This window comes from Methylophilus sp. 3sh_L, assembly GCF_046766015.1.
In the GTDB taxonomy this organism is placed as follows: Bacteria; Pseudomonadota; Gammaproteobacteria; order Burkholderiales; family Methylophilaceae; genus Methylophilus.
In genome coordinates this window covers 767,492-793,688 of record NZ_JBKOUF010000001.1, presented here as the reverse complement: position 1 = coordinate 793,688, position 26,197 = coordinate 767,492, and the positions used below count along the sequence as shown (strand labels likewise).

At 48.9% G+C, this 26,197-nt stretch carries 28 protein-coding genes; 7 read left to right on the top strand and 21 right to left on the bottom strand.

Going from position 1 to position 26,197, the window contains the following annotated elements; all coding sequences use genetic code 11:
* Positions 1-163: 163 nt before the first annotated feature.
* The 4 genes from ACIDF8_RS04025 to ACIDF8_RS04010 all read right to left on the bottom strand — a co-directional run bounded on the left by ACIDF8_RS04025 (position 164) and on the right by ACIDF8_RS04010 (position 3,250).
* Positions 164-1,243 (bottom strand): alkene reductase, encoded by a 1,080-nt coding sequence (locus ACIDF8_RS04025; protein ID WP_412009309.1) that lies wholly within the window; start codon positions 1,241-1,243, stop codon positions 164-166.
* 66 nt (positions 1,244-1,309) lie between these two features.
* Complete coding sequence (locus ACIDF8_RS04020; RefSeq protein ID WP_412009308.1) at positions 1,310-1,882, bottom strand: YceI family protein; 573 nt, start codon at positions 1,880-1,882, stop codon at positions 1,310-1,312.
* A gap of 53 nt (positions 1,883-1,935) precedes the next feature.
* Positions 1,936-2,508 carry a flavodoxin family protein gene (locus ACIDF8_RS04015; protein ID WP_412009307.1) on the bottom strand — a complete coding sequence of 191 codons (573 nt, stop codon included), beginning with the start codon at positions 2,506-2,508 and terminating at the stop codon, positions 1,936-1,938.
* A gap of 31 nt (positions 2,509-2,539) precedes the next feature.
* Positions 2,540-3,250 (bottom strand): pirin family protein, encoded by a 711-nt coding sequence (locus ACIDF8_RS04010; RefSeq protein WP_412009306.1) that lies wholly within the window; start codon positions 3,248-3,250, stop codon positions 2,540-2,542.
* Positions 3,251-3,411: 161 nt separating this feature from the next.
* Here ACIDF8_RS04010 and ACIDF8_RS04005 point away from each other — a divergent pair, with 161 nt between their 5' ends.
* Genes ACIDF8_RS04005 through tadA form a run of 3 tightly spaced genes read left to right on the top strand, consistent with a single transcriptional unit; the run spans position 3,412 to position 5,288 of the window.
* Positions 3,412-4,329, top strand: a complete 918-nt coding sequence (locus ACIDF8_RS04005) for a LysR family transcriptional regulator (RefSeq protein WP_412009305.1) — start codon at positions 3,412-3,414, stop codon at positions 4,327-4,329.
* 37 nt (positions 4,330-4,366) lie between these two features.
* Positions 4,367-4,822: a phosphate-starvation-inducible PsiE family protein gene (locus ACIDF8_RS04000; RefSeq protein WP_412009304.1), complete on the top strand. Its 456-nt coding sequence runs from the start codon at positions 4,367-4,369 to the stop codon at positions 4,820-4,822.
* A gap of 1 nt (position 4,823) precedes the next feature.
* Positions 4,824-5,288 carry a tRNA adenosine(34) deaminase TadA gene (tadA, locus tag ACIDF8_RS03995; protein WP_412009303.1) on the top strand — a complete coding sequence of 155 codons (465 nt, stop codon included), beginning with the start codon at positions 4,824-4,826 and terminating at the stop codon, positions 5,286-5,288.
* 87 nt (positions 5,289-5,375) lie between these two features.
* Here the strand turns inward: tadA and ACIDF8_RS03990 are convergent, their stop codons facing one another.
* The 11 genes from ACIDF8_RS03990 to ACIDF8_RS03940 form a co-directional block, all read right to left on the bottom strand.
* Positions 5,376-6,197: a PEP-CTERM sorting domain-containing protein gene (locus tag ACIDF8_RS03990; protein WP_412009302.1), complete on the bottom strand. Its 822-nt coding sequence runs from the start codon at positions 6,195-6,197 to the stop codon at positions 5,376-5,378.
* Between the two features lie 82 nt (positions 6,198-6,279).
* Positions 6,280-7,194 carry a PEP-CTERM sorting domain-containing protein gene (locus ACIDF8_RS03985; protein WP_412009301.1) on the bottom strand — a complete coding sequence of 305 codons (915 nt, stop codon included), beginning with the start codon at positions 7,192-7,194 and terminating at the stop codon, positions 6,280-6,282.
* Between the two features lie 317 nt (positions 7,195-7,511).
* On the bottom strand, positions 7,512-10,085 hold the full coding sequence (locus ACIDF8_RS03980; protein ID WP_412009300.1) for a TonB-dependent receptor: 2,574 nt from the start codon (positions 10,083-10,085) through the stop codon (positions 7,512-7,514).
* A 242-nt stretch (positions 10,086-10,327) separates the two neighbouring features.
* Entirely contained in the window at positions 10,328-11,014 is a 687-nt protein-coding gene (locus tag ACIDF8_RS03975; protein ID WP_412009299.1) for a Bax inhibitor-1/YccA family protein, read from the bottom strand.
* Between the two features lie 113 nt (positions 11,015-11,127).
* Positions 11,128-12,027, bottom strand: a complete 900-nt coding sequence (lpxO, locus tag ACIDF8_RS03970) for a lipid A hydroxylase LpxO (RefSeq protein WP_412009298.1) — start codon at positions 12,025-12,027, stop codon at positions 11,128-11,130.
* A 70-nt stretch (positions 12,028-12,097) separates the two neighbouring features.
* A complete protein-coding gene (gene nagZ / locus ACIDF8_RS03965) occupies positions 12,098-13,144 on the bottom strand; it encodes a beta-N-acetylhexosaminidase (protein ID WP_412009297.1) in 1,047 nt (348 codons plus the stop codon).
* Between the two features lie 22 nt (positions 13,145-13,166).
* The gene (locus tag ACIDF8_RS03960) at positions 13,167-14,285 is read right to left on the bottom strand and encodes a methyltransferase (RefSeq protein ID WP_412009296.1); all 1,119 of its coding nucleotides are present in this window, start codon (positions 14,283-14,285) and stop codon (positions 13,167-13,169) included.
* Positions 14,282-14,986 (bottom strand): queuosine precursor transporter, encoded by a 705-nt coding sequence (locus ACIDF8_RS03955; RefSeq protein ID WP_412009295.1) that lies wholly within the window; start codon positions 14,984-14,986, stop codon positions 14,282-14,284. Before ACIDF8_RS03955 ends, ACIDF8_RS03960 begins: the two co-directional genes overlap by 4 nt.
* Positions 14,983-15,780, bottom strand: a complete 798-nt coding sequence (locus ACIDF8_RS03950) for an ABC transporter permease (protein ID WP_412009294.1) — start codon at positions 15,778-15,780, stop codon at positions 14,983-14,985. The genes ACIDF8_RS03955 and ACIDF8_RS03950 overlap by 4 nt, the downstream gene beginning before the upstream one ends.
* Positions 15,777-16,688, bottom strand: coding sequence for a nickel ABC transporter permease (nikB, locus tag ACIDF8_RS03945; protein ID WP_412009293.1), 912 nt, complete (start codon positions 16,686-16,688; stop codon positions 15,777-15,779). The genes ACIDF8_RS03950 and nikB overlap by 4 nt, the downstream gene beginning before the upstream one ends.
* Positions 16,681-17,169, bottom strand: coding sequence for a L,D-transpeptidase family protein (locus tag ACIDF8_RS03940; RefSeq protein ID WP_412009292.1), 489 nt, complete (start codon positions 17,167-17,169; stop codon positions 16,681-16,683). Before ACIDF8_RS03940 ends, nikB begins: the two co-directional genes overlap by 8 nt.
* Positions 17,170-17,314: 145 nt before the next feature.
* Between ACIDF8_RS03940 and ACIDF8_RS03935 the strand changes: the two genes are divergently transcribed.
* A complete protein-coding gene (locus ACIDF8_RS03935) occupies positions 17,315-18,004 on the top strand; it encodes a VIT1/CCC1 transporter family protein (RefSeq protein ID WP_412009291.1) in 690 nt (229 codons plus the stop codon).
* Between the two features lie 97 nt (positions 18,005-18,101).
* Here ACIDF8_RS03935 and ACIDF8_RS03930 read toward each other — a convergent pair whose 3' ends face one another.
* Positions 18,102-19,505, bottom strand: a complete 1,404-nt coding sequence (locus ACIDF8_RS03930) for an ABC transporter substrate-binding protein (RefSeq protein WP_412009655.1) — start codon at positions 19,503-19,505, stop codon at positions 18,102-18,104.
* Positions 19,506-19,572: 67 nt separating this feature from the next.
* Positions 19,573-20,946, bottom strand: coding sequence for a 23S rRNA (uracil(1939)-C(5))-methyltransferase RlmD (gene rlmD, locus ACIDF8_RS03925; RefSeq protein ID WP_412009290.1), 1,374 nt, complete (start codon positions 20,944-20,946; stop codon positions 19,573-19,575).
* Between the two features lie 272 nt (positions 20,947-21,218).
* Between rlmD and ACIDF8_RS03920 the strand changes: the two genes are divergently transcribed.
* Positions 21,219-21,704, top strand: a complete 486-nt coding sequence (locus ACIDF8_RS03920) for a hypothetical protein (RefSeq protein WP_412009289.1) — start codon at positions 21,219-21,221, stop codon at positions 21,702-21,704.
* A 152-nt stretch (positions 21,705-21,856) separates the two neighbouring features.
* Here ACIDF8_RS03920 and ACIDF8_RS03915 read toward each other — a convergent pair whose 3' ends face one another.
* Positions 21,857-22,627, bottom strand: coding sequence for a 3'-5' exonuclease (locus ACIDF8_RS03915; RefSeq protein WP_412009288.1), 771 nt, complete (start codon positions 22,625-22,627; stop codon positions 21,857-21,859).
* A gap of 291 nt (positions 22,628-22,918) precedes the next feature.
* On the opposite strand from ACIDF8_RS03915, the gene ACIDF8_RS03910 reads away from it, so the two are divergent.
* Entirely contained in the window at positions 22,919-23,626 is a 708-nt protein-coding gene (locus ACIDF8_RS03910; protein WP_412009287.1) for a hypothetical protein, read from the top strand.
* Between the two features lie 129 nt (positions 23,627-23,755).
* Here the strand turns inward: ACIDF8_RS03910 and ACIDF8_RS03905 are convergent, their stop codons facing one another.
* On the bottom strand, positions 23,756-24,235 hold the full coding sequence (locus ACIDF8_RS03905; protein ID WP_412009286.1) for a hypothetical protein: 480 nt from the start codon (positions 24,233-24,235) through the stop codon (positions 23,756-23,758).
* A 486-nt stretch (positions 24,236-24,721) separates the two neighbouring features.
* Here ACIDF8_RS03905 and ACIDF8_RS03900 point away from each other — a divergent pair, with 486 nt between their 5' ends.
* Positions 24,722-25,369, top strand: coding sequence for an outer membrane beta-barrel protein (locus ACIDF8_RS03900; protein ID WP_412009285.1), 648 nt, complete (start codon positions 24,722-24,724; stop codon positions 25,367-25,369).
* A gap of 95 nt (positions 25,370-25,464) precedes the next feature.
* On the opposite strand, the gene ACIDF8_RS03895 is transcribed toward ACIDF8_RS03900, so the two are convergent.
* A complete protein-coding gene (locus ACIDF8_RS03895) occupies positions 25,465-25,914 on the bottom strand; it encodes a YdbL family protein (protein WP_412009284.1) in 450 nt (149 codons plus the stop codon).
* Positions 25,911-26,132 (bottom strand): hypothetical protein, encoded by a 222-nt coding sequence (locus ACIDF8_RS03890; protein WP_412009654.1) that lies wholly within the window; start codon positions 26,130-26,132, stop codon positions 25,911-25,913. Before ACIDF8_RS03890 ends, ACIDF8_RS03895 begins: the two co-directional genes overlap by 4 nt.
* Positions 26,133-26,197: the final 65 nt, after the last annotated feature.

Genomic DNA, 26,197 nt, shown 5'->3' with positions numbered 1-26,197 from the left:
CTCGCAGAGATTGACTCGTGATATGCATTCAATACTAAAGGCCAGAGTAGCCTGCAAAGTTTGCGTTGCGCAAATTTTACGCTGGCACATCACTAGCGGCAAGCATTACTGTAGCCAAGTGACGCGAGCATGCCCTGCCAAAGCAGCGCATGCTCGCCAGACATTAAGCAGTCAGGAATGGATAATCGGTGTAACCGTGTTCTGTGCCACCGTAAAATGTTTTGGAATCTGCTTCATTTAATGGCGCGTCTTTAGCATACCGCTCCACCAAATCCGGGTTTGCAATAAACGGAACACCATACGCCACTGCATCCGCATGGCCACTGGCAATTGCAGCATTACCCCGCGCCTTGTCATAGCTCAAGTTTGCGATATATTCGCCTTTGAATAATTTACGCATCGCCGCAAAATCAAATGGCTCAGACTTACCGCCGCCATGAATGCCGCCCTCTACCACATGCAAATAAGCCAGCTTAAATTGATTCAGGGCTTGCGTCACATGATTGAACGTTTGCTGCGCCTGGCTATCCTGCATATCATTAAACGGGTTCACTGGTGACAAGCGCACCCCCACTTTATCCGCACCTATGGTATCGACAACGGCTTGCACCACTTCCAGTAACAAACGCGTACGGTTTTCTACCGAACCACCGTATTGATCTTGGCGCTGGTTGCTGCCGTCACGCAAAAACTGGTCGAGCAGATACCCATTGGCAGCATGTACCTCTACGCCATCAAAACCCGCCGCAATGGCACATTTTGTGGCATGGACATAGTCCTGAACAATGCCAGGCAACTCAGAAACCTCAAGCGCTCGCGGAGTCACATAATCTTGCAAGCCTTGGTAAGTAAAGGCCTGGCCTGCTGGCTTAACCGCGGAGGGCGCCACTGGCAACGCCTGGTTTGGCAACAGGCTAGGATGTGAAATACGGCCTACATGCCACAGCTGAATGACGATTTTTCCGCCTTTGGCATGCACCGCATCGGTGACTTTTTTCCAACCAGCGACTTGTGCATCGGTATAAATGCCTGGGAGCGCAGGATAACCATGCGCCATGGGTGAGATCGGCGTTGCTTCGGTAATAATCAAGCCTGCAGTTGCCCGTTGCTCATAATAGGTCACATTCATGGCCTGCGGCACACCACCCTCGCCTGCACGGTTACGTGTCAGTGGGGCCATCGCCATGCGATTTTTGATCTCAATACCGCCCAACTTACCCGGAGAAAACAAATCCAATGCCATACTCACTCCTCATCGCTTTAATAAATAAAGACTGCGCGGACACTAAGTCCGCGCATGGATTTAAAATTATTTTGCTTTCACACCTTCAATCAACAAGGTGATTTCAATGTCGTCGCCCACTGGCGCATTGGCGCCAGTCGCCCAACCAAAGCCATAATCAGACGCTTTAATGGTCAAATGGCCTTCGAAACCAGCACGCTGGCCACCCCATGGGTCAGCGCCATAACCGAGCACTTTCACAGGAATATCGACCACTTTGGTCACACCATGCATGGTCAGTTTACCTTGCATCACCGCCTGCGTCTGGTTGCTGGCAGTGATCTTGGTGCTTTCAAACAAAATCTGGGTGTACTTACCAACATCCAGATATTTATCCGCCTTGATATGCTCGTCACGCTTGCCAAAACCGGTATTCACACTGCTCACATTGATGGCCGCATGCACAGTCGCTGTGTTCAAATTGGTTGGATCCAGTGTAATGACACCACTGACATCATTAAAGGTGCCTGAAGTTTTAGAAACGACATGACGAATACTGAAATTGGCAAAGCTATGGGTGCCATCGATATTGTAGGTATCAGTCACCGCCCAGGCCTGAGTGGCCATCATCAAGCCTAGCGACAGAATTAATTTTTTCACTGTTTTCTCCTTGTTAGATTGTGAATAGCAAGTGTGTGGTCATACTGCTTTTGTTAAGCCGCTTTAGTAAAGCGTTGCGCCACCGTGGCCACGCGTTCACCCAGGTGCTCGGCAGTCAGCAAATCACTTTGGATCGGCGCCAAATCCGGGCCTTGGTCAGCATTCGCTTGCGCCATCGCGCCTAAAAAGCTGCCCAATCGGTTTAAGTCGTTGACTGAACCATTGCTGTTATTGTTCCCTGGCAGCAAATCTTGCCCGACCCAGATCATGCCATGCTGTGCTGCAAAGACAGCCAACTGGATCAAGGTGCTGAGCTTGTCGCCACTCTGGCTGGCAGAAGTGGTAAAGCCCGCGGCAATCTTGTCTTTCCAGTCGCGGGTATACCAGGCCTTGGAACTGGCATCCATAAATGTTTTAAATTGACCAGACGCCGAACCCATATAGGTAGGACTGCCAAAGATAATGGCATCACTGGCCTTGAGCAACTCCCACTGCTGCTGCGCTTCATCTACAGTCAGCAAATTGACAGTCACACCCTCGACTTTTTGCGCGCCACGTGCCACAGCTTTGGCCTGCTCAGCCGTGTGACCATACCCACTGTGATAAACAATTGAAACTTGCGTCATTTCTAGCTCCTTAAAAAAATTAATACAAACACTATTCGATCATTTCAGGCAGATCAAACCACAATATTTCGCTGTCTTGCATGGCTTGCATGGTGAGGGCTGCTGGCGCATCCACTTTAAGCGCATCCCCGGCTTGCAAAGGCTGACCATCTACTACCACAGCGCCAGAGACAATATGCAAGTAAGCACAACGCCCGGCAGAGACCGTGATCGGCAAAGAGGCTTCTGCAGCCAGTACCGTGGCATACAATGACAGATCCTGATGTACTTTTAATGACCCTGCACGGGCGTCTGAAGAAGCTACCAAGGCCCAACGATTATGCTTGTCAGCCAATGCAATTGTTTTATCTTCATAATCCGGGGCCAGGCCTTGTGTATCAGGCAGAATCCAGATCTGTAAAAAATGTGCCGTGGCTTGTGAGGAGGCATTCATCTCGCTATGACGCACACCCGTCCCGGCAGTCATGCGCTGGACATCACCAGCACGGATCACCGCCGTATGTCCCATACTGTCGGTATGACGTAACTCCCCTGCCAGCATGTAGGTAATAATTTCCATATCCTGGTGACCATGCATACCAAAACCGGTATCCGGCGCAACTTTGTCTTCATTAATCACACGCAACACTGAATAGCCCATGTGGGCTGGATCGTAGTAACCGGCAAAAGAAAAGCTGTGGAAGCTTTCTAGCCAGCCATGGTTCGCAAAACCACGGCTATTTGAAGGGCGAACATGTAACATTTATTCACTCCATTTGAAAGTTTAAATGTATGATAAAAAAACACTTAATCTTTAGATAGCAAAACTATTTGCACCACTTGTTCAGATTTTTTGATGAAGCCACTCGCAGCAGCATGATCATGCGTCCTCCCATCTCTTTCAAGCTTTCTTAATTATTAGCCATGGCCATTAAACTGAGTCTCGAAGCCCTTGAAGTCATAGATGCGATCGACCGCAAAGGCAGTTTTGCCGCCGCGGCAGAATCGCTGTACCGCGTCCCTTCTGCGCTCACCTACACCATACGCAGGTTGGAAGAAGACTTGGGACTGGAGCTGTTTGACCGTAGCGGCCACCGCGCCACGCTCACAGAAGCCGGGGCCGAATTGCTTAAAGAAGGCCGCTATTTGCTGGACGCGGCGCATGCGCTGGAACGGCGCGTGCAACGTGTTGCAACCGGCATTGAAACCGATATTGCGATTGCAATCAGCGATCTGTTCGACTTTAGCCCGGTGCTCAATCTTCTGCAGGACTTTTATCAACAAGGTTTTGGCACGCGTGTAAAACTCCTGCGCGAGGTGTATGGTGGCAGTTGGGATGCCTTGCAATCCGGCCGCGCAGATATTTCGATCGGCGCGCCTGGAGATGCACCGCCTGGCGGCGGTTTCGCGACGCATTTACTGGGCCAACTGGAATTTGTGTTTTCAGTAGCGCCCCATCATCCGTTGGCAGAGCTGCCGGAACCGCTCAGCGCAAGTGATATTGTGCAATACCGCGTAGTAGCGGCAGCCGACAGTTCGCGCAACTTACCTCCCAGGAGCTCAGGCATCCTTTCTGGACAAGATGTGCTCACCGTGCCGGATATGCAAACCAAATTACAAGCACAGACGGCAGGCATCGCGATCGGATATCTGCCCAAATTTATGGCGCAGGCTGCCGCTGCACAGGGTCAGCTGGTCCTAAAACAAGTTTCAGAACCTAAGCCGGTAGCTCCCACCTTTATTGCCTGGCGGCAACAGCGTCCCAGCGAAATGGGCAAAGCTATGCAGTGGCTGCTCAAAGCCTGTTGCGACATTCCGCTGGAGCAATTGCTCAGCAAATGATTTATCATCCTTGTTGTCACTTTGATTTGGATTTTGCATGTCACAAGAACAACTCCCAGAAGAGTTCGAACCGCTGAATCGCATCGCCATTAAGGCCATGCTGTGGCTCAACGGCTTCGCACATATTATTATTGGCCTCGCCCTGGCCACTTCGGTGCTGATGTTTACCTGGCTATTTTTCCTCGACGTGAAGGAAGCCGCTTACGCACACAATCTGGTTCATGGCTTTTTGCGCGCCTTGGGCACCTTGATGCTGCTGTGGTCAATCTCTGCCCTCATCTCGGCAGAAATCCGCTACCTGCGCGGCCATAAATTACTGGTAGAAACCTTTGTCGAGGTGGTGCTGGTCATGTTCTTGCGCAAACTGATTGTGCTCCCTGTGCAAGATGCCACACCGACTTATGAAGAAATCGCCATCTGGCTGGCCGGCGCATTTGTCATGGGGCTGGTGTACATCCTGATTAGACTCGCCGACAAGAATAGTATTAGATAACATGCAAGACGAAGCATTTATGCGCATTGCCATCGCACTGGCAAATGAAGCAGCGAGCCAGGGGGAGGTCCCGGTCGGTGCCATTGTAGTCAAAGATGGCCAAATTATCGGCCAAGGCCGCAACGCCCCCATCAGCCTCAATGACCCCACTGCGCATGCGGAAATCCAGGCCATGCGTGAAGCCGCGCAGCACTTAGGTAACTACAGACTGGTTGGCTGCACCTTGTACGTCACCCTAGAACCCTGCGCCATGTGTAGCGGCGCCATACAACATGCCAGAATTGCCCGCCTGGTCTACGGTGCCAGCGACCCTAAAACGGGTTGTTGCGGCAGTGTAGTGAATTTGATGGCGGAGCAGAAACTTAATCATCACTGTGAGGTGAGTCATGGCGTCTTGGCTGATGAGTGTGGCGCGTTATTAAGTGATTTCTTCAGGCAGCGTCGCTTAGCCAAATCAAATGGATAACGACCAGATCACAAGCGCATATCACAGCCATATAAAACAACAAACCCGCCAAAGGCGGGTTTGTTTTACAACGGATACAGCTTAAAATTAAACAGCTTTGCGACGGCGAACGATGCCACCAATCAGACCCAAGCCTGCCATCATCATGGCGAATGTTTCAGCTTCTGGTACAACGGTTGCAGTTGTAGCCAACACATTCAATCGGTAGTTCAAACCATTACCAGAACTGTTAGTGATGCTATTACCCCAGTAGCCACTTGAAGCCATACCACCACCGTTTTGAGCGGTGTTACCACGGATACGAATCCAGAAATATGCATCAGGCGCATTAGTGTCGCCATTATTACTTACAGCATTAGCCAGAAACTGATCCACTGAGAAACCTGTGTAGCCAGCAACACCACCGTTCAGATAATCAATCGTTGAGAATTGACCATTGGTAAAAGTGCTGGTTGCAAAATTGATTTCTTGTCCCCAAGCAGCATCCCCCGTCGCACCACCCCAACCTTTTTGAGGAGTACCACAGTTTGTGCCGTAGCTAACGCAACCATTTTCTTCCCACTCAATATCGTTTGTACCTAAACCAGCCACATTGCGGTAATTATCATTCCCTAAAGTATCTGTACCTGCAAAGTTCATCTCGTAAGATGAAATCCAAACTGCACCGGTGTTACCAGAAGCAAATTGGCTCAGATTATTCAATCGCACGGTTACGCGAACGCCACTGGCACCGTCACCCAAGTTCAAGTCTGCCAAATCAGTCATCGTAACGGACCCTACACTGCTTGAAGTTGTGCCGTAGTTATTTGTAGCAATAAAGTTCAAATCAAAGATTGCAGTTTTAGCAGAGGCTTGAGCTGATACAGCCAACAATGCAGCCAGTACAGAAGTTTTAATTACATTTTTCATAGAGATTCCCCTCAAGAAATGGGCGGAGTTACCGCCCTTATTTAAAAAATATTTTTCAAGTTTAAAGTGAACTTAGTTTTTATTATTTAGCTTGTTTTTTGTGACGGCGTGCGGCTGCAATAACACCCATGCCCAACATCATCAAAGCATAGTTTTCAGGCTCAGGGATAGGCGCTGCCAAGAAACCACTGATATAGTTACCGACTACAACTTGACCTTCTTCACCCGCTTGATAGAAGCCAATTGCATTATTTCCTAGAGCGTAATTAACTGCATCAGACTTCACAAGATACAAGCCAGACCATGGATTGCCTTCAGATACACTAATGTCAGCTTTCTGACGTACAACTCCGTTTACGTATTGCACTGAAGAGTTATAAGTTGTGTCATTTGTTTGACCAGCCTGATACATACGAAGGTCGAAGTCACTCAAAAATGTCCAAGAAGTTGAAACATTACCGCCTGCACCCTGACGATATAAATAGTTAACCTCTTGATCGTTATCAACCAAGTTCATGTACCGCGTACCAAAAACCAATTTACCGTCAACGCTATCACGATAGACATAGTCAAATATAGTCGCTTGTGGCACACCTGGCAGCAGAGGAACATTTTGAGTAATTTTATAATCAACCAAAGTTAATGTACCAAAGGTTGAGTTTGCACCAGTAAAAGCTCTGTAGTTCAGCGTTGTAGCGATAGTCCCATTATCTGAGCCATACTCATACCCTGCCAAATATGTACTGGTTGATAAATTCTCAATGTAGAATTTATCTGCATTTAAACTGTTTGCACCGTTAATCAATCCACCGTTAGCTAAAGTCAAGTTTGTACCGTTACCATTGGTCAAGGTAACAAATTGACCGGCATGCGCAGCGCTGACACCAAATGTCATCAATGTTGCGAGCATTAATGTTTTCAACTTCATCCATATTCTCCTAATTAAAAAAGCATTAATTTTTTCATCACACAGCATTTCATGGCCTGTGAATTTCACTGCTCCCAATGGGATAATCTTTATATGCCTAATTTAAAGTGGCTTATTACAGTAAGATTTGATGTGCAAATGCTGTGCCAGAACATTCTTTGCTTTTCATTTACTCACACAACTCATATGATAAAACTAAATAACCTATTGTTTTAAATAAGATAGTCAACAAGAAACCAACACCAAGTCCGCATTGTTTTAATTGAACAACGGTCCGGCATCAGCTCCAACCTGGTTGAAAGCAACCATTGATGGTTGCTCATAGCCACCAAACAAAAAGCCATGATTTTTAATCATGGCCTCTGAAACAGTTAAGATGAATATAACTAATCTTTGAACGTTTTATTCTTCCAGTCCCAATCTATTGAAACACCAATCCAAATAGCTCTAGGTGCTCCTGGCCCTATAAAAGTAGTATTGTTCCATTGACTTGTATTTGTTTGAAAACTTCCTGACGCGCTAAATGGATTTCTACCAAGTGCACCAGCGGTGGCATATTCTCGATCAAAAATATTATCGAACTTTAGATATGCATTTACACCCGGACGGAATTTATAGTTTGCTCTTAAATTAAATACCGCATATCCAGATGTAGATCCCTCACCAATATAATCGTATAACTCTCCTGGCAGTGCCGCTCGAGGCTGATGTTTATTGTTTTCATTGCCACGAACATAAGCTGATGAATGCATAACCATAGACAATGTTGCATCAAATCGCTCACTAAACCGATGATTCCAACTAGCCTGAATAATATTATTTGGCATTCCCGGAATCTCATCTCCGGAATGAACATCCACAAATGCCTGTGCTGCATTCGCCGCGACAGTCTGTCCATTAGTACTGTTGGCATCATTAATAATACGGGCAGAGGACTCAAATGTGGCAGCCATTAAAGTATAGTTCAAACTAAACTTGTCTTTCTCAAAGTCCCCTTTGATTCCAAACTCCAATCCCTCCCTTAAAGTGCGTCCAAAATTGTTAAAGACCCCTCGATTTTTTCGACCAAGTGGCACAAACAAAATATCATCTGTAATTTCTGTTCTGAAGTAGCCAACATTCCAATCCCAACCGCCAGTCTCCCCCCTAAAACCAGTCTCATAGGCTGTAGAACGAATTTGTTTTAGATATGGATCGGAGGACAGGGAGGTTGGAATTGAACAACCGAACTGATAGTTTGTACTGCCAGGTGCATTACTTTTAGTAGGGTCATTTGCACAACCAAGCTCAATTACCGTTGGGGTTCTTGCTCCACGACTGACATTAGCGTAAGTTGAGAGGCTATCCTTAACCTCCCAAGTGATACCTAATGAAGGATTAAAACTTCTGTAATCATAATCACCTTCACTACAAATAAAGCGTCCACGATTAGGGCTAGTATCTCCTTGAACAAGACACTTTTGTCTGGATGGACGCAAATCGTTAGTTGTAAAATTGTAAAACTCTTTTCCACTGTCTGAAACAAGGGTATTTTTTACATTTGCCCAATTCATCCGTGCGCCAAGACTGATGTGCAAACTATCGGTAGGTGACCATGTATCAAAGGCATAAATACTTTCAGTCTTGCTAGTACCCTTTAGATTGTTACGCTCAATTGTCATGTATGCTGGAAAAAAACCAAAGGTTCCAAAAATCGGGTCAGTCACTACCGTGACTGCGTGATCAGCATCATTAATCTCACCTAATCGTTGAGATTGTAAAAAGCTTACCTTATTCGTATCTAGCGATATCCCTGCGACAATTTGATGCTTATCTAAATCAAAAGCAGCCTGTAGATTAAAACCATCACTCCCCTGTTTTAAGTTGGAGTAATTGAATAAGCCATTAATTTTGCCAGCATCAACAATCCCATCACCATCAATATCATCCCCCCAGGCAGACACCAGTCGTGAATAAGCATCATAAACATCGGCACCAATCGCACTCTGACTCATCTTTCTTTTATAAGCCATCGCTGAAAGCGTGAAATTATCATTCACATACCAACTGCCACTAAAATTGTAATGTTCTAGGGAATTTTGTACTTGATCTGGAGATGTAAATACCTGTTTGCGATTTTGCTCTGCCATTTCAAATGGCAACATGCCATTTCCGACTAAATTGGTATCTATATTTAATGCAGTCAAATTAAACTCAGCTTTATCAAATCTGAGCGTTGCCTTATTAAATAATTGCCGAACATTACTTGGCGAATTATCTCGCCAACCATCCTCTGCAAAATGATTGTAAGCCGTAAAGAAACCAAACTGACCATTATTCACCCCATTAGATATTTGAAACTGATTTCTTCCCCAAGCGCCTGTTAAATATTGAGTACGCAAATAATTATCCGAGAACCCATCCTTTGTCCGTATTGCTAGTGCACCGCCAATGGTGTTAAGTCCAAAAAGGGGATTTGATCCAGGAATGAGATTTAAGCTTGATATAGCATTCATCGGTATCAAATCCCAATTCACAACCTCCCCAAAAGCCTCATTTACTCTGACGCCATCTAAGTAAACTGAAATTCCTTGAGGAGTACCAATCTGAGGCGAAGCAGTAAACCCACGGAAATTGAGGTCTTGCTGAAAAGGGTTACCGGCATAATCATTTGTCGTTACCGATTGCAAATTATTATTCATGAACTCTGTAACATTTAGCGCTTTAGATTCAGCAATTTCCTTACCAGTAGCACTCTGAATGTTTGTCGTTGCCGTAGCTTTATCAATCGGCACCCCAGGTAATGGCGTAATAATTCTCCTACGCTTTGCCTTAACTTCAACCTCATCCAACTCAATAGTGGCTGTAGAGTCTGAGCCCTGTGGTTTCTTGCTTATAGATTCTTCAGTAGTATCAGCAGCGATTGTTACGCATGAATAACACGCTAGAAATAAGATTGATTTGATTTTATTGTTTAGCACTTCACCCCTCCATCAAGGAGTCTTCAATGCAAAAATCAATCCATATAAAACGAAACTTTTATTCAAATCAAATCAAACACTTAAATAATAATTAAACTTTAACAACCATATAAATTGGTTGAAATAAACCACGCTGGCTAAAAACAACCAATCACAAACTCTTTTTTCGCATGAACTAAATTGATGCAAATAAAAAACCCGCCATGCGAATGGCGGGTTTTTAAGGTGGAACGATTTGGCTTTTAGTCGCGGTTGCCTAATACAGCCAGCAAGATATTCAACAGGTTTACAAACAGGTTGTAAATATCCAGATACAGATTCAATGTTGCCATCACATAGTTAGTCTGGCCGCCACGTACAATCTGGTTCACGTCATACAGAATATACCCGGAGAAAATCAGTACTGAGACGCCAGAGATCGCCAATGACAAGGCTGGAATTTGGAAGTACATATTAGCCAAACCAGCGACAATCGCCAGAATCAGGCCTATCATCAGGAACTTGCCAATACCGCTGAAGTCACGGGCTGGGGAAGAACCAATGCCAGCCAAGCTTAAGAAAGTGATCCCAGTCCCGGCAGCAGCCAAGCCTACAATCTCGGCACCATTACGCAGGTGTAATGCAAATTGCAGGATAGGGCCAAGCATCACGCCAAAGACGAAGGTTAAGCCTAACAACAACCATACGCCTACGCCACTGTTCTGATTAACCGCAATCAGCTTGAACATGCCGAACATCACGGCCATAAAACCGATAAAAAACATGAATGGGTGAGCTGCCATCCAACCAAAATTCATATGCAGGCCGACATAGGCACCAATTACAGTGGGCACCATGCTCAAACCCAGCAAGGCGTATGTATTGCGCAGTACGCGATTTTGCGTTTCGGATAATTGACCGTCACGACCTAAAACTTGCATATCTGACATAGTGTATTTCCTCTTTACAATTAAAACTAAAAACAGCTTCTGTAGCTAAGATAATGGCAAACACCTAAAGTTTCAAGGCTTTGCATGACATTTGTGTGAACAAACGCCTGGTTTTACAGCTTCCAAAGCCCGTAAATGACCAACGCGATCAACACGATACGCGTGATTTGATAAACGTTTTTATTCCACTTTTTAAAACGGCGGCGGTATTGACCAATCACCCAGGCATAGTGAAACAGCCGGTTAATGACCCCGGTCTGGTCCCCTGCTTCGTTTGGCGAGCTGGCGGCAGTGACGATAGTGTTGGCCAGAAAACGGTTCACGGCTTGCGCCCAGCGGTAGCGCATGGGACGCTCAATGTCGCAAAACAGGATGACGCGTGTTTCGTCTGTCTTGTTGTAAGCTTCATGAATATAGGTTTCATCAAACATGACAGCCTGGCCATCGCGCCAACTGTAGTCTTCGCCATCAACACGGATAAAACACTGATCATTATTGGGCGTTGCCAAGCCAAGGTGAAAGCGCAAAGAACCGGCATAGGGGTCACGGTGCGGACGCAAATGCGCACCGGGTGGGAGCTCGGCAAACATGGCGGCCTTGACGCTGGGAATGCTTTGCAGCAAGGCGACTGTTTTCGGGCAATAAATACTGGCCGAGGGATGATGTGCGTCATACCACTTGAGGTAAAAACGCTTCCAGCCGGTTTTAAAGAATGAGTTAAATCCGGCATCGTTATTGGTTTTGGCCGCAGCAATCCGCTCCTGCTCACGCACATACAAAGCTTCTTCGCGGATTTCCTGCCAGCGGTCGGTGATGGCTTTCAGTTCCGGAAAATCATTCACTGGCAGATAAGGCGTGGTCGGCGCTTTAGAGAACAGGTATAAAAAAACATTAAAGGGGGAGACGATGCCAGAATGATCAAACACCTGCCGGTAAAAGCGGTGCCTCACCTTGCCCCTGAAGTGCACATAACTGACCGAAGCCAGGAAAATGCCGAGTATGATCCATTTCATAATTGCTACCGATTATTTCGCCGTGATTAGATTGTCATCAATTAGACTAGCTTACCGCAACCGCACGGGCTCAAGCAAACAAATCCGCCTCTTTTTGACCGACCATCGCCACACGTTTCACCGCTTCCACATAGGCCGCAGATTCGCGCAATGCCACCATATCGTGTGGATGATGGCCGCCATGCATACGTGCCAGGCGCGCAATACTTTGTGCAGAAATCTTCCATTCCAGCTTGCTCAACAACTCATCGGCCAAGTCCGGTCGGTTACATAACAACACCATATCGCAACCCGCGTTCAAAGCCGCCAGTGTACGCGCCGTGACATCGCCAGCAACCGTCGCGCCTTCCATGCTCAAGTCATCACTAAAAATCACGCCATTAAAGCCCAAGCGCTCACGCAGCACTTTTTGCAACCAGCGCGGCGAAAATCCGGCCGGTTTATCATCCACCTTGGGATAAATCACATGTGCGGGCATCACCGCATGCAAGCCCTCGTCTATCATGCGCACAAATGGTTGCATATCATTTTGTGCAATCTGGTCAAACTCGCGCTCATCCACCGGAATACTGACATGTGAGTCGGCGACGACAAAACCGTGACCAGGAAAATGTTTACCCACGGCGGCCATTCCGGCCTTTTTAAGGCCCTGCATCAGGCTGAACGCCAACTCGTTAATCGCTTGCGGGTCGCGGTGAAATGCGCGGTCACCAATCACCAGGCTATCGCCATAGTCCATATCCAACACTGGCGTAAAGCTAAAATCTACGCCATGCGCACGTAACTCAGCACCCAGGACATACCCAGCCTCTACCGCCAACTCTTTTGCCTTGCGGGGGTTCTTATCCCAAATATGCCCAAATTCACGCATAGGCGGGATTTTGGTAAAGCCTTCACGAAAGCGCTGAACACGGCCACCTTCATGATCCACCGCAATTAGCAAGGGCGGTTGACGCACGGCATGAATACTCGCCGTGAGCGCCTTAAGCTGCTCACAGCTCTCAAAGTTGCGCGCGAACAGAATTACCCCGCCCACCAGCGGATGTTGCAAACGGCGGATATCGTCGGCGCTTAATTCTTTTCCTACGACATCCAGCATGACGGGACCTAAAGACATTCGGGCTTCCTTTGATTCTGAATTAACGTGATTTTAAACGATAAAGGCTGGTTGCTTCTTTTGATCTTGCAGCAAACAAAGGATCTTGCTCATCCCGTGCTTTGGCATGCTTGGGTTGCGTATCTAACCGTTGCACAATCTCAAGCCCGGCATCCGCAATCCAGCCAGCCAGTTCACCGGGTTTACGCAAGCCAATCTGTTCAGCCAGGTCAGACATAATCAACCAAGCTTCGCCATTAACATTCAGGTGTGCTTTTACACCAGCTAAAAAGGCTTTCAGCATACGGCTGTCCTGGTCATAAACGGCATGCTCAATGGGTGCATTGGCTTTCGCAGGCAGCCACGGCGGATTACAAACAATCAAATCAACCGTTGATGCGAGCGGAAATAAGTCTGCCTCAACCACCTTGACCCTATTGGCGAAGCCCAGGCGTTGCAGGTTATCTTGTGCACAAGCCAGTGCGCGCGGCTGGTTATCCGTCGCGATGATATTGGGCACGCCACGCCTGGCCAGCAAGGCAGCAATGACACCCGTACCGGTGCCGATATCCATTGCAGTTTTAGCCTGTAATGGCGCTTGCGCAATCAATTCCAAATACTCACCACGCACAGGTGAATACACACCGTAATACGGGTAGATGTTTTGACCAAGCACAGGGATCATTACGCCTTTTTTGCGCCATTCGTAGGCCCCCACCATGCCTTGCAACATTTGCAAGGGAATCAATAATGATGCGGGTACAGCACTATCCAAGGCACATGCCAGCGCCTCGCTGGCGTCAGGGGCGCGTTTGAGTGAGCTACGCCCTTGCGCTAGATGCAGAATGACTTTATTCAGGATATTTGCGCGCTGGATTTGGCGGGCACGATACAGGTGAAAAGTCTCTAGCATGGTCGACGCAGCTTTAAGGGGCTTTTTGTCTATGCGTCTGGCCAAGGCTTGCAACAACTGCCGCGCGTTCTGAAAATCCCCCTGGTAAATCATGCCACATCCCTCAGAGGCCAGACGGTAAGCTGTATCGGCGTTGGTCTGGTCACCAATGACTTCAAACCATTTGGGCGGATTGGGCTGTATGCTGGTCAACCATTCTGCCTGGTGGGTTTCGCCGGCATGACTCCAGCGAATAGTATTGTCGGTCATCGGTTGGTTTCCAGTGTAAACGGGTTAAAGTCTGTTTTTGTATCGTAATAGTCTTCATTCTCTGCTTGCTTGAGAAACGCGACAATTTTGTAAGTCACTGGCGTAAAGGCAATCTCAACCAGTACTTTCGCGGTGAATTGTGCCAGCACGATTTGCGGCATCATGGCATCAGGAAATTCGCCTGAGCCGTAAAACGCTAATGGGAAAAACAGCATCGTATCTACCGCCTCGCCAAAAATGGTCGAACCGATAGTGCGGCTCCATAGCCAGCGGCCACGCGTGAGAATTTTCATTTTGGCGAGCACGAAAGAATTGACAAACTCACCAGCTGCAAAAGAGACCAGCGAGGCCAACGCAATCCGCGCCGTGGAGCCAAACACCGATTGGTAGGCCGCCTGGTCATGCCAATCGGGTGCTGGTGGCAGGGTGACGATGACCCAAGACATCAGGCTGGCAAAAGCCAGGCAGATAAAGCCAGTCCAGATCACGCGACGCGAGGCGGCATAGCCATACACCTCGGTAAGGATATCGCCGAAAATAAAACTGATGGGGAAAAACATGATGCCTGCACCAAAGGTCAGTGCCCCCAGCAGCGGCAGGTGTATTTCTGTGATTTTGCCGGGGCCTATCAGGTTGGAGCAGACCAGCACCACCGCGAATGCAGCCATGATGAGGTCGTAATAACGGTATTGTTTTTTCATGCTTGTTCTCCCTGGCGCACGTCGAGTTGATCCCGCAACGCATCGCCGCCCAGGTTAATGGCCAGAATCAGGCTCATCATGCACAGGCCAACCGCGAGCACATAGTGCGGTGCCACCAGCATAAAGCGCACGCCATCACGCAACATGGCGCCCCACGAGGCCTCTGGCGCCTGTATGCCCAGGCCCAGAAACGACAATGAAGCTTCGGCGATCATGACACTGGCCATGCTGTAGGCCGCCTCAACCATTAAAATCGACAGCAATAATGGCAGGATATGACGCAACATAATGCGCCATGCCCCGGCACCTAAAGACTCTGCCACCAGCACATGCAGGCGCTGGCGCAGCGCCATGGCTTGCCCGCGCGACAATCTGGCATAAGTGACCCATCCAGTCAGGCACAAGGCCAGGATCAGGTTATTAAGCCCGGCCCCCAATACCGCGGCAAACGCAATCGCCAGCAATATCCCAGGAAACGCCAGAAAGATATTGGTGAGTTGCATGAGTAGCTGATCCACTTTGCCGCCATGATATCCGGCCAGCAGGCCTATGGTCAGGCCAGTCACCATGGTCAGTGCTGTCACAATCACCGTGACCATGAAGGACACTTCTATGCCATGCAACACGCGCGCCAGAATATCCCTACCCAGATCATCCGTTCCTAACCAATGTTGCATGCTCGGCCATTGCAAAATCGCATTCAAATCAATCTGATTGGGACGCAAGTCCGTCAGGTGACCAAGCAGCACAGCCACCAACCAAAATACCAAGGTCAACAGAGAAAAGGTCTTCATGCCCGGCCTCGCGTACGCGGATCCAGCCAGCGATAAGCCAGGTCGGTCGCCTGGTTGATCAACACGTAACTCAATGCAATCACCAGCACACACGCTTGCGTGACCGGGTAATCACGTTTTTCGATACTTTCTACCAGCAAGCGCCCTATCCCGTTCCAGCCAAAAATGGTTTCCGTAATCACCGCCCCGGCTAGGAGGCTGCCCATTTGCAGGCCAACAATGGTCACCAGCGGTAACAAGGCGGCCCGCAGGGCATGTTTAAGGATCACTTGTTGCTCGCTTAAGCCTTTGGCGCGCGCAGTACGGATATAGTCTTCATGCAGAACCTCCAGCAGGCTGGTTCTGGTCATGCGCGTTAAAATAGCACTCAAGCCTAGCCCCAATGTCAGGGCAGGCAAGACCAGGCTGGCAGCACTGTCCATGCCACTCACTGGGAGCCAGCCCAGCCAGACAGCAAATACAAGCATCAGTAATGGTCCCAGCCAAAAAGCGGGCATGGCGGCAACGCGGATGCTCAATAAGGTAATCATCACATCCTGCCAATGCCCAGCCTTAAGGGCTGACCACACCCCCAACGGTACCCCCACCGTGAGTCCGATCGCTAAGGCAGCGAGGGCCAGCAGCAACGTCGCCGGATAGCTCTGCTGCAACAAAGCGGCAATCGCCGTATGGGTATGAATCGAGACGCCAAAGTCTCCCTGCAGGAGATGGGCGGTATAGTGAAATAGTTGCTGCCATAGCGGCAAGTCTAGGCCCAGCTGTTGTTTGAGGGCCTCCCGGTCTGCCGCGCTGGCAGATTCACCGAGCATGACATCCACCGGGTCGCCTGGCACCAGATGCATCAGCATAAAGGTCAGGCACAGTACCCCGAGGACGACCGGCAGTAATGTCAGGACGCGCTTAATCATCCACCTCGTGGATATGCACGGTGGTCCCAACCGACACCAGATCAAACAATTCAATCAAGTCAGCATTACGCATGCGGACACAGCCATGTGAGCCTGGCTTGCCTAATTCAGTTGTATCTGGGGTGCCATGGATATAGATGTAGCGCTGCATGGTATCAACATTGCCCAAGCGGTTTTTACCTGGCTCAGTGCCACTGAGCCACAAAATGCGGGTTAAAATCCAGTCCCGATCGGGAAACGCCAACTTTAATTCGGGTGTAAAAATCTCACCAGTAGGACGCCGTCCAACGAAGACCGTGTTTTCTGGTTCACCCTCACCTACTTTTGCCCGGATAATATGCATACCCAGCGGCGTACAGCCGCTGTTTTTCACACAGCCGACACCGTTAGCAGCTGTAGAAACCAGGTATTGCCGCACCTGCTCGCCGTGCTCATCCAATAAGGTAAGACGTTGAGCTGGAATAGAAATATCAATATGCATAATTATTATTCTAAGCGATTTGAGGATAATTCATGGCAGATTTGCGCCACCGCAATCTGCTCAATTAAGAATTACATTAAAATCTTTTTAATCTTGATTCGCCATTAATGGCTGATCGACATTCATCCATCCAGCAGGTACTGACATGTCACACCATGAATTACATTTTCTACAGCGCAGCGGCTGGCTACGTGCCGCCGTACTAGGCGCCAATGACGGCATTATCTCCACTGCCAGCCTGTTAATGGGCGTTGCCGCCGCCGGCACAGAGCAGCACGCCTTACTCATGACAGGGTTGGCCGGTCTGGTCGCAGGGGCTTTGTCCATGGCGGCAGGTGAATATGTTTCAGTCAGCTCGCAAACCGATATCGAACAGGCCGACCTTGCGAGGGAAGCACAAGAACTCAAGCAAAACCCGGAAAGCGAATTGCGCGAACTCTCGGGCATATACATACAGCGCGGACTTTCGCCCGCCCTGGCACAACAAGTGGCACTGGCATTGTCGCAACATGATTCTTTGGCGGCCCATGCGCGCGACGAACTGGGCTTGCACGACATGAATCAGGCACAGCCTTTACAAGCAGCACTGGCTTCTGCACTGGCCTTCTCCAGTGGCGCCCTGCTCCCCTTGCTGACCACCCTGCTTGCCCCGCATGCGCAAGTACAATCCTGGCTCATGGTTAGCACTTTGCCATTTTTAGCCCTGCTAGGCATCATCGCCGCCCGCACCGGTGGCGCCAGCGTCAGCAAAAGCGTGTTACGCGTCGTGATCTGGGGCGCAGTGGCCATGCTATCAACTGCTTTGATTGGCCACTGGTTTGGTGTACAAGCCTAAAGTACCAGCCCTCAATTACGCCCCCTCAAGCATGAACCTAAGCACCTTGGTATCCAAGGTCACAGCATCAAGTGCCAAGCTTAAAATAGGTAAAGCTTTAGCGTGGCACCGCGTGAAAGGCCACTTTGGTCAAACCATCCCAGTTACCATCCGCTGCGGGAATATACTGTTTAATCGAACCACCATAAGCGGCAAACTGCCCCTCATACCATAGCGGAATCACTGGCAGTTGCTGATGTATCCGTCTTGTCACGGCTGGCCAATCCTCTTTCTCCAGCAATGCGTCAAGCTCAGCATCCTGGTAACGGCCGCGGTTAAATCCGGTAGGCGGCACGTTTTGCGAGGCAAATACTTTGCTGTAGATTTCCGGCGTTTTAATGCCCACCCAAGTTAAGCCATAAAGCTGAAAATTCCCTTTTTGCACATCCGCAAAAAAAGTGCCCCAATCCAGGCTTTTGATTTGCAAATCTATGCCTGCCGCTTGCATCTGTGCCTGCAAAATGGTCGCCAACCGCACCCGTTGCGGGTCTGTACTGGTTTTATAAATGAGCGTCAGCGGCAATTTGACGCCCGCGGCTTGCAATAACTGCCGTGCCAGCGCCGGATCATATGCGTATGGCTGCAATTGCGCATTCCCGGCATAATGTTCTGGCGGCAAGATTGCATTCGCCTGGCGGCTATGGCTGACCATGACTTTATCGATAATCGCTTGGCTATCAATCGCGTGCGCAATGGCCTGGCGAACGCGTACATCCTTTAAAAAATCTGCCTGGTTATTGATGCCCAGATAAGAATAATTCGCCCCTACCACGGTATCCACCGTGATGTTAGGTTGTGTCTGCAAGTACTTCACCAGCTCCGGCGGCAAATCGCCCTGAATCAAATCGGCCTCACCACGTTTGAGTTTGAGCACGCGCACATTCGGGTCTTTAACCTCCTCAAAGCGAACCCTGAGCCCATCCCCCAAACGCTCCAGCACCAGCGAAGATGCCCAGTCGTCGAATTTAAATGGCCCACTACCGACAGGTGCATGGCTGAAATCATGTGACGCTGCAATCAGGCGTGCAGGCAGAATGCCGACAATCAATCTTGCCGCAAAATGCGGGTCTGCATGTGCCAGCGTAAAATCAATCGTTTTTGCGTCAGGGGTACTGATTTGGCGAATATGCCTGAATTCAGCGGTGTGTGGCGAATCTTTGAGCGTGAGCAAACTCTCGTAAGTGGCTTTCACATCTGTTGCAGTCAGGGGCTGGCCATCATGAAATTTCGGGGCGCGCAGCAAATGAAACCGGTAATGCAGTGCATCTATTTGTTGCCAGGAAGCCAAACCGGCCACTTCGTGCGAAGCGGTATCAAATTCAACCAGCCGTTGATAAATCAGCCGGTTGACGCGCTCTGAAGCGGCATCGGTGGCATAGCGTGGATCTAGATTAAGTGGCGCCTGTGCCACCGCAAACACCAGCGTATTCGGGGCATGGCCAGAATGACATGCTACCAACACGGTACTGACGGCAAACACACCAAGAAAACGCGCCAGCCTAAACCAGCGCCGAGCAACTGCTAGCACATCAACCCTTTTCAAACACGGCAATCGATTCAACGTGTGCGGTATGCGGGAACATATTCATGACCCCCGCCGCCTCTAATCGGTAGCCTTTTACCTGGGTCAGAATGGCCGCGTCGCGTGCCAGTGTGGAAGGATTACAAGAGACGTAAACAATACGCGAGGGCGCATGACTGTCATTGGGATCCTCAGCGTCAGGCAAGGCCTTGATCAGCTCGATTGCGCCATCGCGCGGTGGATCAATCAACCACTTATCAAAGCTGCCCAAGGCCAACAAAGACTCTGCCGTCATGTCAAACAGGTCGGACTCTGCAAACTCGACATTGCTGACGCCATTGAGGCCAGCATTTTCAATCGCGCGTTTTACCAGCGCCTGTGAACCTTCTACGCCGTAAACACTGGCCCCACTGCGGGCAATCGGCAAGGTAAAGTTACCCAGACCACAGAAAAAGTCGGCAATACGCTCACCCGCCTGCGGCTGCAATAACTGCATGGCACGACGGATCATGACACGGTTAATGGCCGGGTTCACCTGGGTAAATTCGGTAGGATTAAAAGGATACGCCAAGCCAAATTCAGGCAAACTGTAATGCAGTTTATCGCCATGGTCGAATAGCGGCTTGACGGTATCGGGACCTTTGGTTTGCGTCCACATTTGTACGCCGTGTGCCTCCTCAAAGGTTTTGAGCAAGGCAATATCAGCCTCGGTCAGCGCCTCAAGAATACGCAGCACCAATACCGTCGCATCTTCGCCCACCGCCAGCTCAATCTGCGGCAGGGACTGTTTGACTGAAAGCTGGCCAATCAAGGCTTTCAAGGGCACGATCAAGTCAGAGACTGGTTTGGTCAGCACCTCACAGCTATCCATAAACGTGACGTAGCTACTGCCTTTTTCATTAAACCCGACCAGCACACCGCCCTTTTTCTCAACATAACGCACACGCAAGCGTGCCTTATGACGGTAATGCCAAGGCGTACCCTGGATCGGCGGCAAAATTTTGGCAGGCTTGACGCGGCCAATGTGCCATAAATCGTTTTCCAACATGCGCTGCTTGGCAGCCACTTGTGCTGAAAACTCCAGGTGCTGCATGGCGCAGCCGCCGCAGATGCCAAAATAAGCACAGCCAGGCGTCACGCGCTGACTCGAGGGTTTGAGCACCGCAGTAGTGGTTGCCAGCTCATAGGTCGATTTGACATGATGCGAAACAAACATGACCTCTTCAAACGGCAAGGCACCTTCTATAAAAATCACCTTACCATCGACATGGGCAACGCCACGTCCTTCCTGGTCTAGGGATTCAATGCTGGCATGACGGGGAATCTGCTCTGCCTTGGCGGCTGGAGACAGGTTGGATGATCGTTGACGGCTATTTCTCATAACCTGCTATTTTACCCGATTTGGGCAGACTATCGCTGCTGGTTTGCGCGCTTGATAGTTGACGCTTTATGATTTGGCACAGACAGCCTATTAGGACTTGAAATGGTAACACTGGGCAGATTGAAGCATCGTTCGTGAGCACCTGCATCGTCACGCTTTAGACTGGAAATTTATCTCAGAAAGAGGCAGACTGAACAAATTGACGTTGATCAAGGTCATTGAAAACCGTCTCGTGGAAAATCTGGAATCGATCAAAACAAGAGGAGTCCGTGATGTTAAAGAAATATTGTCTTTTACTTTCTATCAGTCTCTCGCTATCCGCCACAGGTGCTTGCCACGCCGATGAAGTTGCTATTAAAGAAGACGTGCATGGCGTGCAGTTTGTGACAGGCGGCATAGGTTCCGAAGAAGTGGAGGCTATGGAAGCCTTCAAAAAACAGTTCAACCTTTATTTTTTGTTTTCTGAAGGCAAGGCCGGACGGGTCATCGATGATATCCAGCTGGCAATTCTGGATACTAAAAACCAGCCGGTATTTGAGCTTGCCCATGCTGCGCCCAGAGTATTACTTAACTTACCGAGCGGAAAATACCAGGCGGTTGCCAGCTACCTTGGCAGCGAGCAACGTTACCGTTTTGTGCACGACGCCAAAAAAACCCAGCGCATTATTCTTAACTGGAAAAACAAAATCGATGAAGATACGGTTGAACCGATATCGGAGGATGCCCCTGCGGATGCGACCACCACAGAATCCCCTTAACTTCACATCACATCACATTCGGTAACACACTCTGTTGCCAGGTCTGTTAACCAGATTTGCTTTAGTCAGGCCTGGTCCTTGATGGCTGCTGTTTAAGATGGCTGTGGTTTAAATACGTTTGGTTTATTTCACATGCCAAAATAGTGCGGCTCTTAGTCCCAGGCCGCCATAAATTGTTGCCAGTGCTCACCCGCGTAACCGGCTAAGGTCTCACGCACCAGTTGAATTTCAGACTGGTAGCTGGCCTCATTCAAATGCCCGCGCATTTTTAAAAACCGCAGGTAAACCAGATGCGTATTGGCGACATCGGTTTCGCAATAATCGCGGATCGCCTTGATTTCCCCCTTGAGATAGGCTTGCCAAACCTTGCTGCCATCCATCCCCAGTTTGCCCGGAAAGCCGCAAAGTTGTGCCATTTCATCTAATGGCGCATTGGCTCGTCCGCTATACATGGCCAGCACATCCATCAAATCCAGATGACGCATGTGGTAACGGCTAATGTAGTTATTCCATTTAAAATCCTTGTCGTCTTCCCCCAGATCCCAATACCGTGGTGCGGCGATACCATGCACCATCGCCCGGTAATGCAGCACCGGCAAGTCAAAACCGCTGCCATTCCAGCTGACAAGGTTGGGGGTATATTTTTCGATGCCATCAAAAAAACGCTGGATCATTTCCGCTTCGCTGGACTGCTCATCGCCTAATGTCCAGACGCGAAACTGGCTCCCCTCACGCAAAGCACACGAAATCGCGCATACGCGCTGTAAATGATGCGGCAGAAACTCGGTCCCATTGTGCTGACGCCGTTGGTGAAAAGCGATATTCGCCACCTCTTCATCGGTCAAATGGCCTGGCAAGTCATGTAACTGGCGGATTCCGGCAACATCAGGAATCGTTTCAATATCAAAAACCAAACTAAGCATGGGACTTCCCGTTAAAAATTCGTTTTTAAAATAGCACAGCGCCCGCGGTGGCAGCAATCCATGTATTGGTTTTGTACAAAACAGCCTGCATTTGTATCAAATGATACAAACAACCCACACTTGTATCATTTGATACATTTAAATATATGATTTATAAGGGTTTTTTGTGTTTTTTTAGCCCATCAGAAATGTACTTGGCATATTACGCTGTCTGTGTTCAGTTAACAAAGGCATTGCCAGGGAGCAACCGCCTCAGCCCTGAACCTTTAAAACACTTACGGAGTACTCATCATGACATCTATCAGTTCAATCGGCAGTAATAATTATCTTCAATCAATGTCGCAAGTCGGTCAGCGCAACGGCATGCAAGCGCCCCCTCCTCCACCAGATGGCGATGGACCAGGCAAGCAGGGTGGCGGTCTTTTGGGGGCGATAGACTCAGCCCTGAAAAGCGCGGGGATTTCAGGCGGCCTGGATTCCATCTTCGGCAATCAGGGGGCAAGCAGTTCAAGTACCAGTTCTGACAGCACTGACGCGGATAACACCACCGCTAACAGTACAGACGCGAATGCAGCATTAAGCAGTTTTTTACAAAACCTGATGGGAGCCCTGCAATCACAAGGGACATCGAGCACCAATAATGGAAACAACACCGAAAATACAACAGAGAGTACTGACAAAACCAACACTGGCAGCACGAAAACAGAAGGCGTACACCATCATCATGGCGGACATGGCAAACAAGATATGGAAGCCAAATTACAAAGCTTGATTAGCTCGTTAAGTACCAGCAGCGACGCTAACAATACCACTGCCAGTGGCAGCACGACTTCTACATCCACCAGCCAGAACAATGCGTTGGAAAGCAGTTTCCAGTCTTTGGTCAGCGCACTGGGAGGCAGTAGCAGCAATGCCAACCTCACAGGCTTCTTGCAGGCTTTATCCAGCAATATGCAAAACCGGGGGCCGGCGGGCAATGTCGTCAGCACCGAGGCTTAAGGCCTAGACGGCAACGCTTGATCACCCAACTACCACTGTGTATCGCCTGCTAACGGTGGTAGTTGCCGCTTGATTCAGCTGATTTAGAATCAAGCTCCCCATTCAAACCCTACCTTTATTAAAGGCAGGTTATGCGAATTCCAGTTGCATAATATCCGTCTCAGAATCTTCCTCTAACCACTCTGCAGGCGCTTTATGTAACCGGATAGGCGTTTGCATTTCTTCGCCGTCAAAGGTCAGAATGGCGTAGCTCACTTCATTCGGCGCAGCCATGGGCGTGAATTTTCCAAAACCAAAGTGGGCATTGCGCATGACTTGCCAGGCACCTGAGGGCTCCGTGTATTCAGGCTTGGAAAAATAGTGCGCGATCTGTTTGTCGGTAGCGGCCTTGAGCGCGCAATCCTGCTCACGAGACAAGACAGACCAGCGGTAATCCAGTCCATCTGCAATCGGCTGCAATTGCATTAAATACCAATGCACGTTTTCGCGCGCCAATTGGATTAATGATCGCACCCTTCCCGTGTGATGATTCAGGATATAGTAAATCCCCAGGTCTTGTTGATGAATGCTTTCACCGAGACGGGGTAGAACGAAAAGATTAGTTGGCACAACAGACTCCTTTCATTGGGACACGCACTTTAATTGTATGCAATGAACATGCCTGAAACTGAAATCAATGGCTTTTCCCTGTTTATTCAGGATATAGATGAGAGAAAGGTTGGCAAAGAAATGTTCATTTTAAGACAAAAAGTGATGCATTCTTTTGCCTGCTGATCGCCTTAAGCAATTGATTTGATTGAGCGCATGCGGGCATTTTATTTCGATTACCCCAAAAAATCGCGATTAAAACCATGCCATGCCATTGCAAAGCGTCAGCGGTCAAGAGTGACCATCTATGGCAATCATTTATCCAGTTTTTTTGGCAATGATGCCGCTTTTATGCACCATGCTGTCACTTCGCGCCTCTATGGCATGGATGAAATTTTTATGACAATCCCTACCAGCAAACATAGTCATACTAAAAGTTACCAAATTTAACTTTTCATGCTAGAGTCATAAAAACTCATCACTCAATCAGACCGTAAAGGCAATTCTATGAAACTTCTATCCACCTCCACCTTGGGATTCATGCTGATTTCAGCCGCTAGTAGTGTTTATGCAGCTGAACCAGAAAGCCAGCATAACTTACAACAAACACCATTCTATTTTGGGTTAGATGTTGCTTATCTTCGCTTACAAAATCAAACACGTGACTTCAAAGAAGCGTGGGCGGATGAGTTTGGTACAACACCATCTGTAAAACAGGATAGAAATGCAGGCGCAGGGCGAATCTTTGCCGGCTATAGCGTCAACGAAAATCTTTCCTTGGAACTGGCATACTTCAAGACCACCAAAGAAAAAATTGATGCCTCTGATAACATCAGATCAGCAAGCATCAAATATGATGCAAAAGGCGTCGAGCTATCCGGCTTGTTTAGTCCAAGCCAGTTTCCCAATTTTTTCGTTAAAGCGGGGGCAATCTACTCAGAATTAGATGCACGTATTCGCGCATCAGCGGGTAACACCGTAGGAAGTGGTTCTGTCAACGATAAAGGATGGGGCTATGTGGCTGGTTTTGGCTATAAGTACCCGGTCAATCAAGTCGTCGATATTAAAGCGACCTATGCCTACTATGGCAGAATGGCTGGCGACAGTGACTCACACATGAACCTGTTGTCTCTGGGGTTCCAATATCATTTTTAAGCCTCGGTTTGCAGGCGGCTAAATCGCTTGGCAAAGGAAAATAAAAAGCCGAAATGTAGTCATGCATTCCGGCTTTTTTACTTAATGCAGATCGCTTACTTCCTGACCCACTGCCCTTCTTTTTGGACAAACCAGCCCGCTTGCGCTTTATCCATCCAACGCTGGGCAAATGTCCTTTGTATCTCGCCAGCCCACTCCGGGTGACCATTTGCTGCAGCGATGCTTTGGTATAACTGTGTGCGGTCGCTATTCTCCTGATTGACTAACCCGGTGACTAGGTTACGTTGTGAGAGCGGGATACCACTGGCCTCTCTGATAGCGACAAAGCCTTCAGCCGTGAAGCCGATGGCACCCGCTTGATAGTAAGGCAATAATTGCGGATGCCGCGCTTGCATACTGGCTTTAATGGCGGCCAGCGCAGGTGTGTTCACATCCATATCGACCGCTGCCATCGCCACTGGCCATTCGACCAGAAGTAGCATCACTGCCAATAACAATCGGACTAACCAGCCATAGCCTTTTAATGTAGGGTGATGATTCATCATGGCTTCAACTCCTCGGCAGGCTGGGGTTCCGGTGTTTGAGTGGTAGCGGGACTGTTAGGCATGGCTGGAGTAGGCGGCGCTGCTTGGCCAGCCGGCAGTTGCCAGACCTCATCAATCACTTTATCGGCGGCTTTTTCGGCTGCCGCGGCTGGAAAATAAATGTTAATGGTGACACAGGCACTGAGTGTGAGGGCAAGACAGGTGATCCCTCCTGCCATGACGAAGCTGCGCGGGTCAGCACATTTTGTTATGACTGCAAGCATCCCGAGAGATCCTTTCGTAA

Excerpts from the sequence above, each read along its gene's own strand:
- ACIDF8_RS04025 (WP_412009309.1), bottom strand. The coding sequence starts at position 1,243 with ATGGCATTGGATTTGTTTTCTCCGGGTAAGTTGGGCGGTATTGAGATC.
- ACIDF8_RS04015 (WP_412009307.1), bottom strand. The coding sequence starts at position 2,508 with ATGACGCAAGTTTCAATTGTTTATCACAGTGGGTATGGTCACACGGCT.
- ACIDF8_RS04010 (WP_412009306.1), bottom strand. The coding sequence starts at position 3,250 with ATGTTACATGTTCGCCCTTCAAATAGCCGTGGTTTTGCGAACCATGGC.
- ACIDF8_RS04005 (WP_412009305.1), top strand. The coding sequence starts at position 3,412 with ATGGCCATTAAACTGAGTCTCGAAGCCCTTGAAGTCATAGATGCGATC.
- ACIDF8_RS04000 (WP_412009304.1), top strand. The coding sequence starts at position 4,367 with ATGTCACAAGAACAACTCCCAGAAGAGTTCGAACCGCTGAATCGCATC.
- tadA (WP_412009303.1), top strand. The coding sequence starts at position 4,824 with ATGCAAGACGAAGCATTTATGCGCATTGCCATCGCACTGGCAAATGAA.
- ACIDF8_RS03990 (WP_412009302.1), bottom strand. The coding sequence starts at position 6,197 with ATGAAAAATGTAATTAAAACTTCTGTACTGGCTGCATTGTTGGCTGTA.
- ACIDF8_RS03975 (WP_412009299.1), bottom strand. The coding sequence starts at position 11,014 with ATGTCAGATATGCAAGTTTTAGGTCGTGACGGTCAATTATCCGAAACG.
- lpxO (WP_412009298.1), bottom strand. The coding sequence starts at position 12,027 with ATGAAATGGATCATACTCGGCATTTTCCTGGCTTCGGTCAGTTATGTG.
- nagZ (WP_412009297.1), bottom strand. The coding sequence starts at position 13,144 with ATGTCTTTAGGTCCCGTCATGCTGGATGTCGTAGGAAAAGAATTAAGC.
- ACIDF8_RS03960 (WP_412009296.1), bottom strand. The coding sequence starts at position 14,285 with ATGACCGACAATACTATTCGCTGGAGTCATGCCGGCGAAACCCACCAG.
- ACIDF8_RS03955 (WP_412009295.1), bottom strand. The coding sequence starts at position 14,986 with ATGAAAAAACAATACCGTTATTACGACCTCATCATGGCTGCATTCGCG.
- ACIDF8_RS03950 (WP_412009294.1), bottom strand. The coding sequence starts at position 15,780 with ATGAAGACCTTTTCTCTGTTGACCTTGGTATTTTGGTTGGTGGCTGTG.
- nikB (WP_412009293.1), bottom strand. The coding sequence starts at position 16,688 with ATGATTAAGCGCGTCCTGACATTACTGCCGGTCGTCCTCGGGGTACTG.
- ACIDF8_RS03940 (WP_412009292.1), bottom strand. The coding sequence starts at position 17,169 with ATGCATATTGATATTTCTATTCCAGCTCAACGTCTTACCTTATTGGAT.
- ACIDF8_RS03935 (WP_412009291.1), top strand. The coding sequence starts at position 17,315 with ATGTCACACCATGAATTACATTTTCTACAGCGCAGCGGCTGGCTACGT.
- rlmD (WP_412009290.1), bottom strand. The coding sequence starts at position 20,946 with ATGAGAAATAGCCGTCAACGATCATCCAACCTGTCTCCAGCCGCCAAG.
- ACIDF8_RS03920 (WP_412009289.1), top strand. The coding sequence starts at position 21,219 with ATGTTAAAGAAATATTGTCTTTTACTTTCTATCAGTCTCTCGCTATCC.
- ACIDF8_RS03915 (WP_412009288.1), bottom strand. The coding sequence starts at position 22,627 with ATGCTTAGTTTGGTTTTTGATATTGAAACGATTCCTGATGTTGCCGGA.
- ACIDF8_RS03910 (WP_412009287.1), top strand. The coding sequence starts at position 22,919 with ATGACATCTATCAGTTCAATCGGCAGTAATAATTATCTTCAATCAATG.
- ACIDF8_RS03900 (WP_412009285.1), top strand. The coding sequence starts at position 24,722 with ATGAAACTTCTATCCACCTCCACCTTGGGATTCATGCTGATTTCAGCC.
- ACIDF8_RS03895 (WP_412009284.1), bottom strand. The coding sequence starts at position 25,914 with ATGATGAATCATCACCCTACATTAAAAGGCTATGGCTGGTTAGTCCGA.
- ACIDF8_RS03890 (WP_412009654.1), bottom strand. The coding sequence starts at position 26,132 with ATGGCAGGAGGGATCACCTGTCTTGCCCTCACACTCAGTGCCTGTGTC.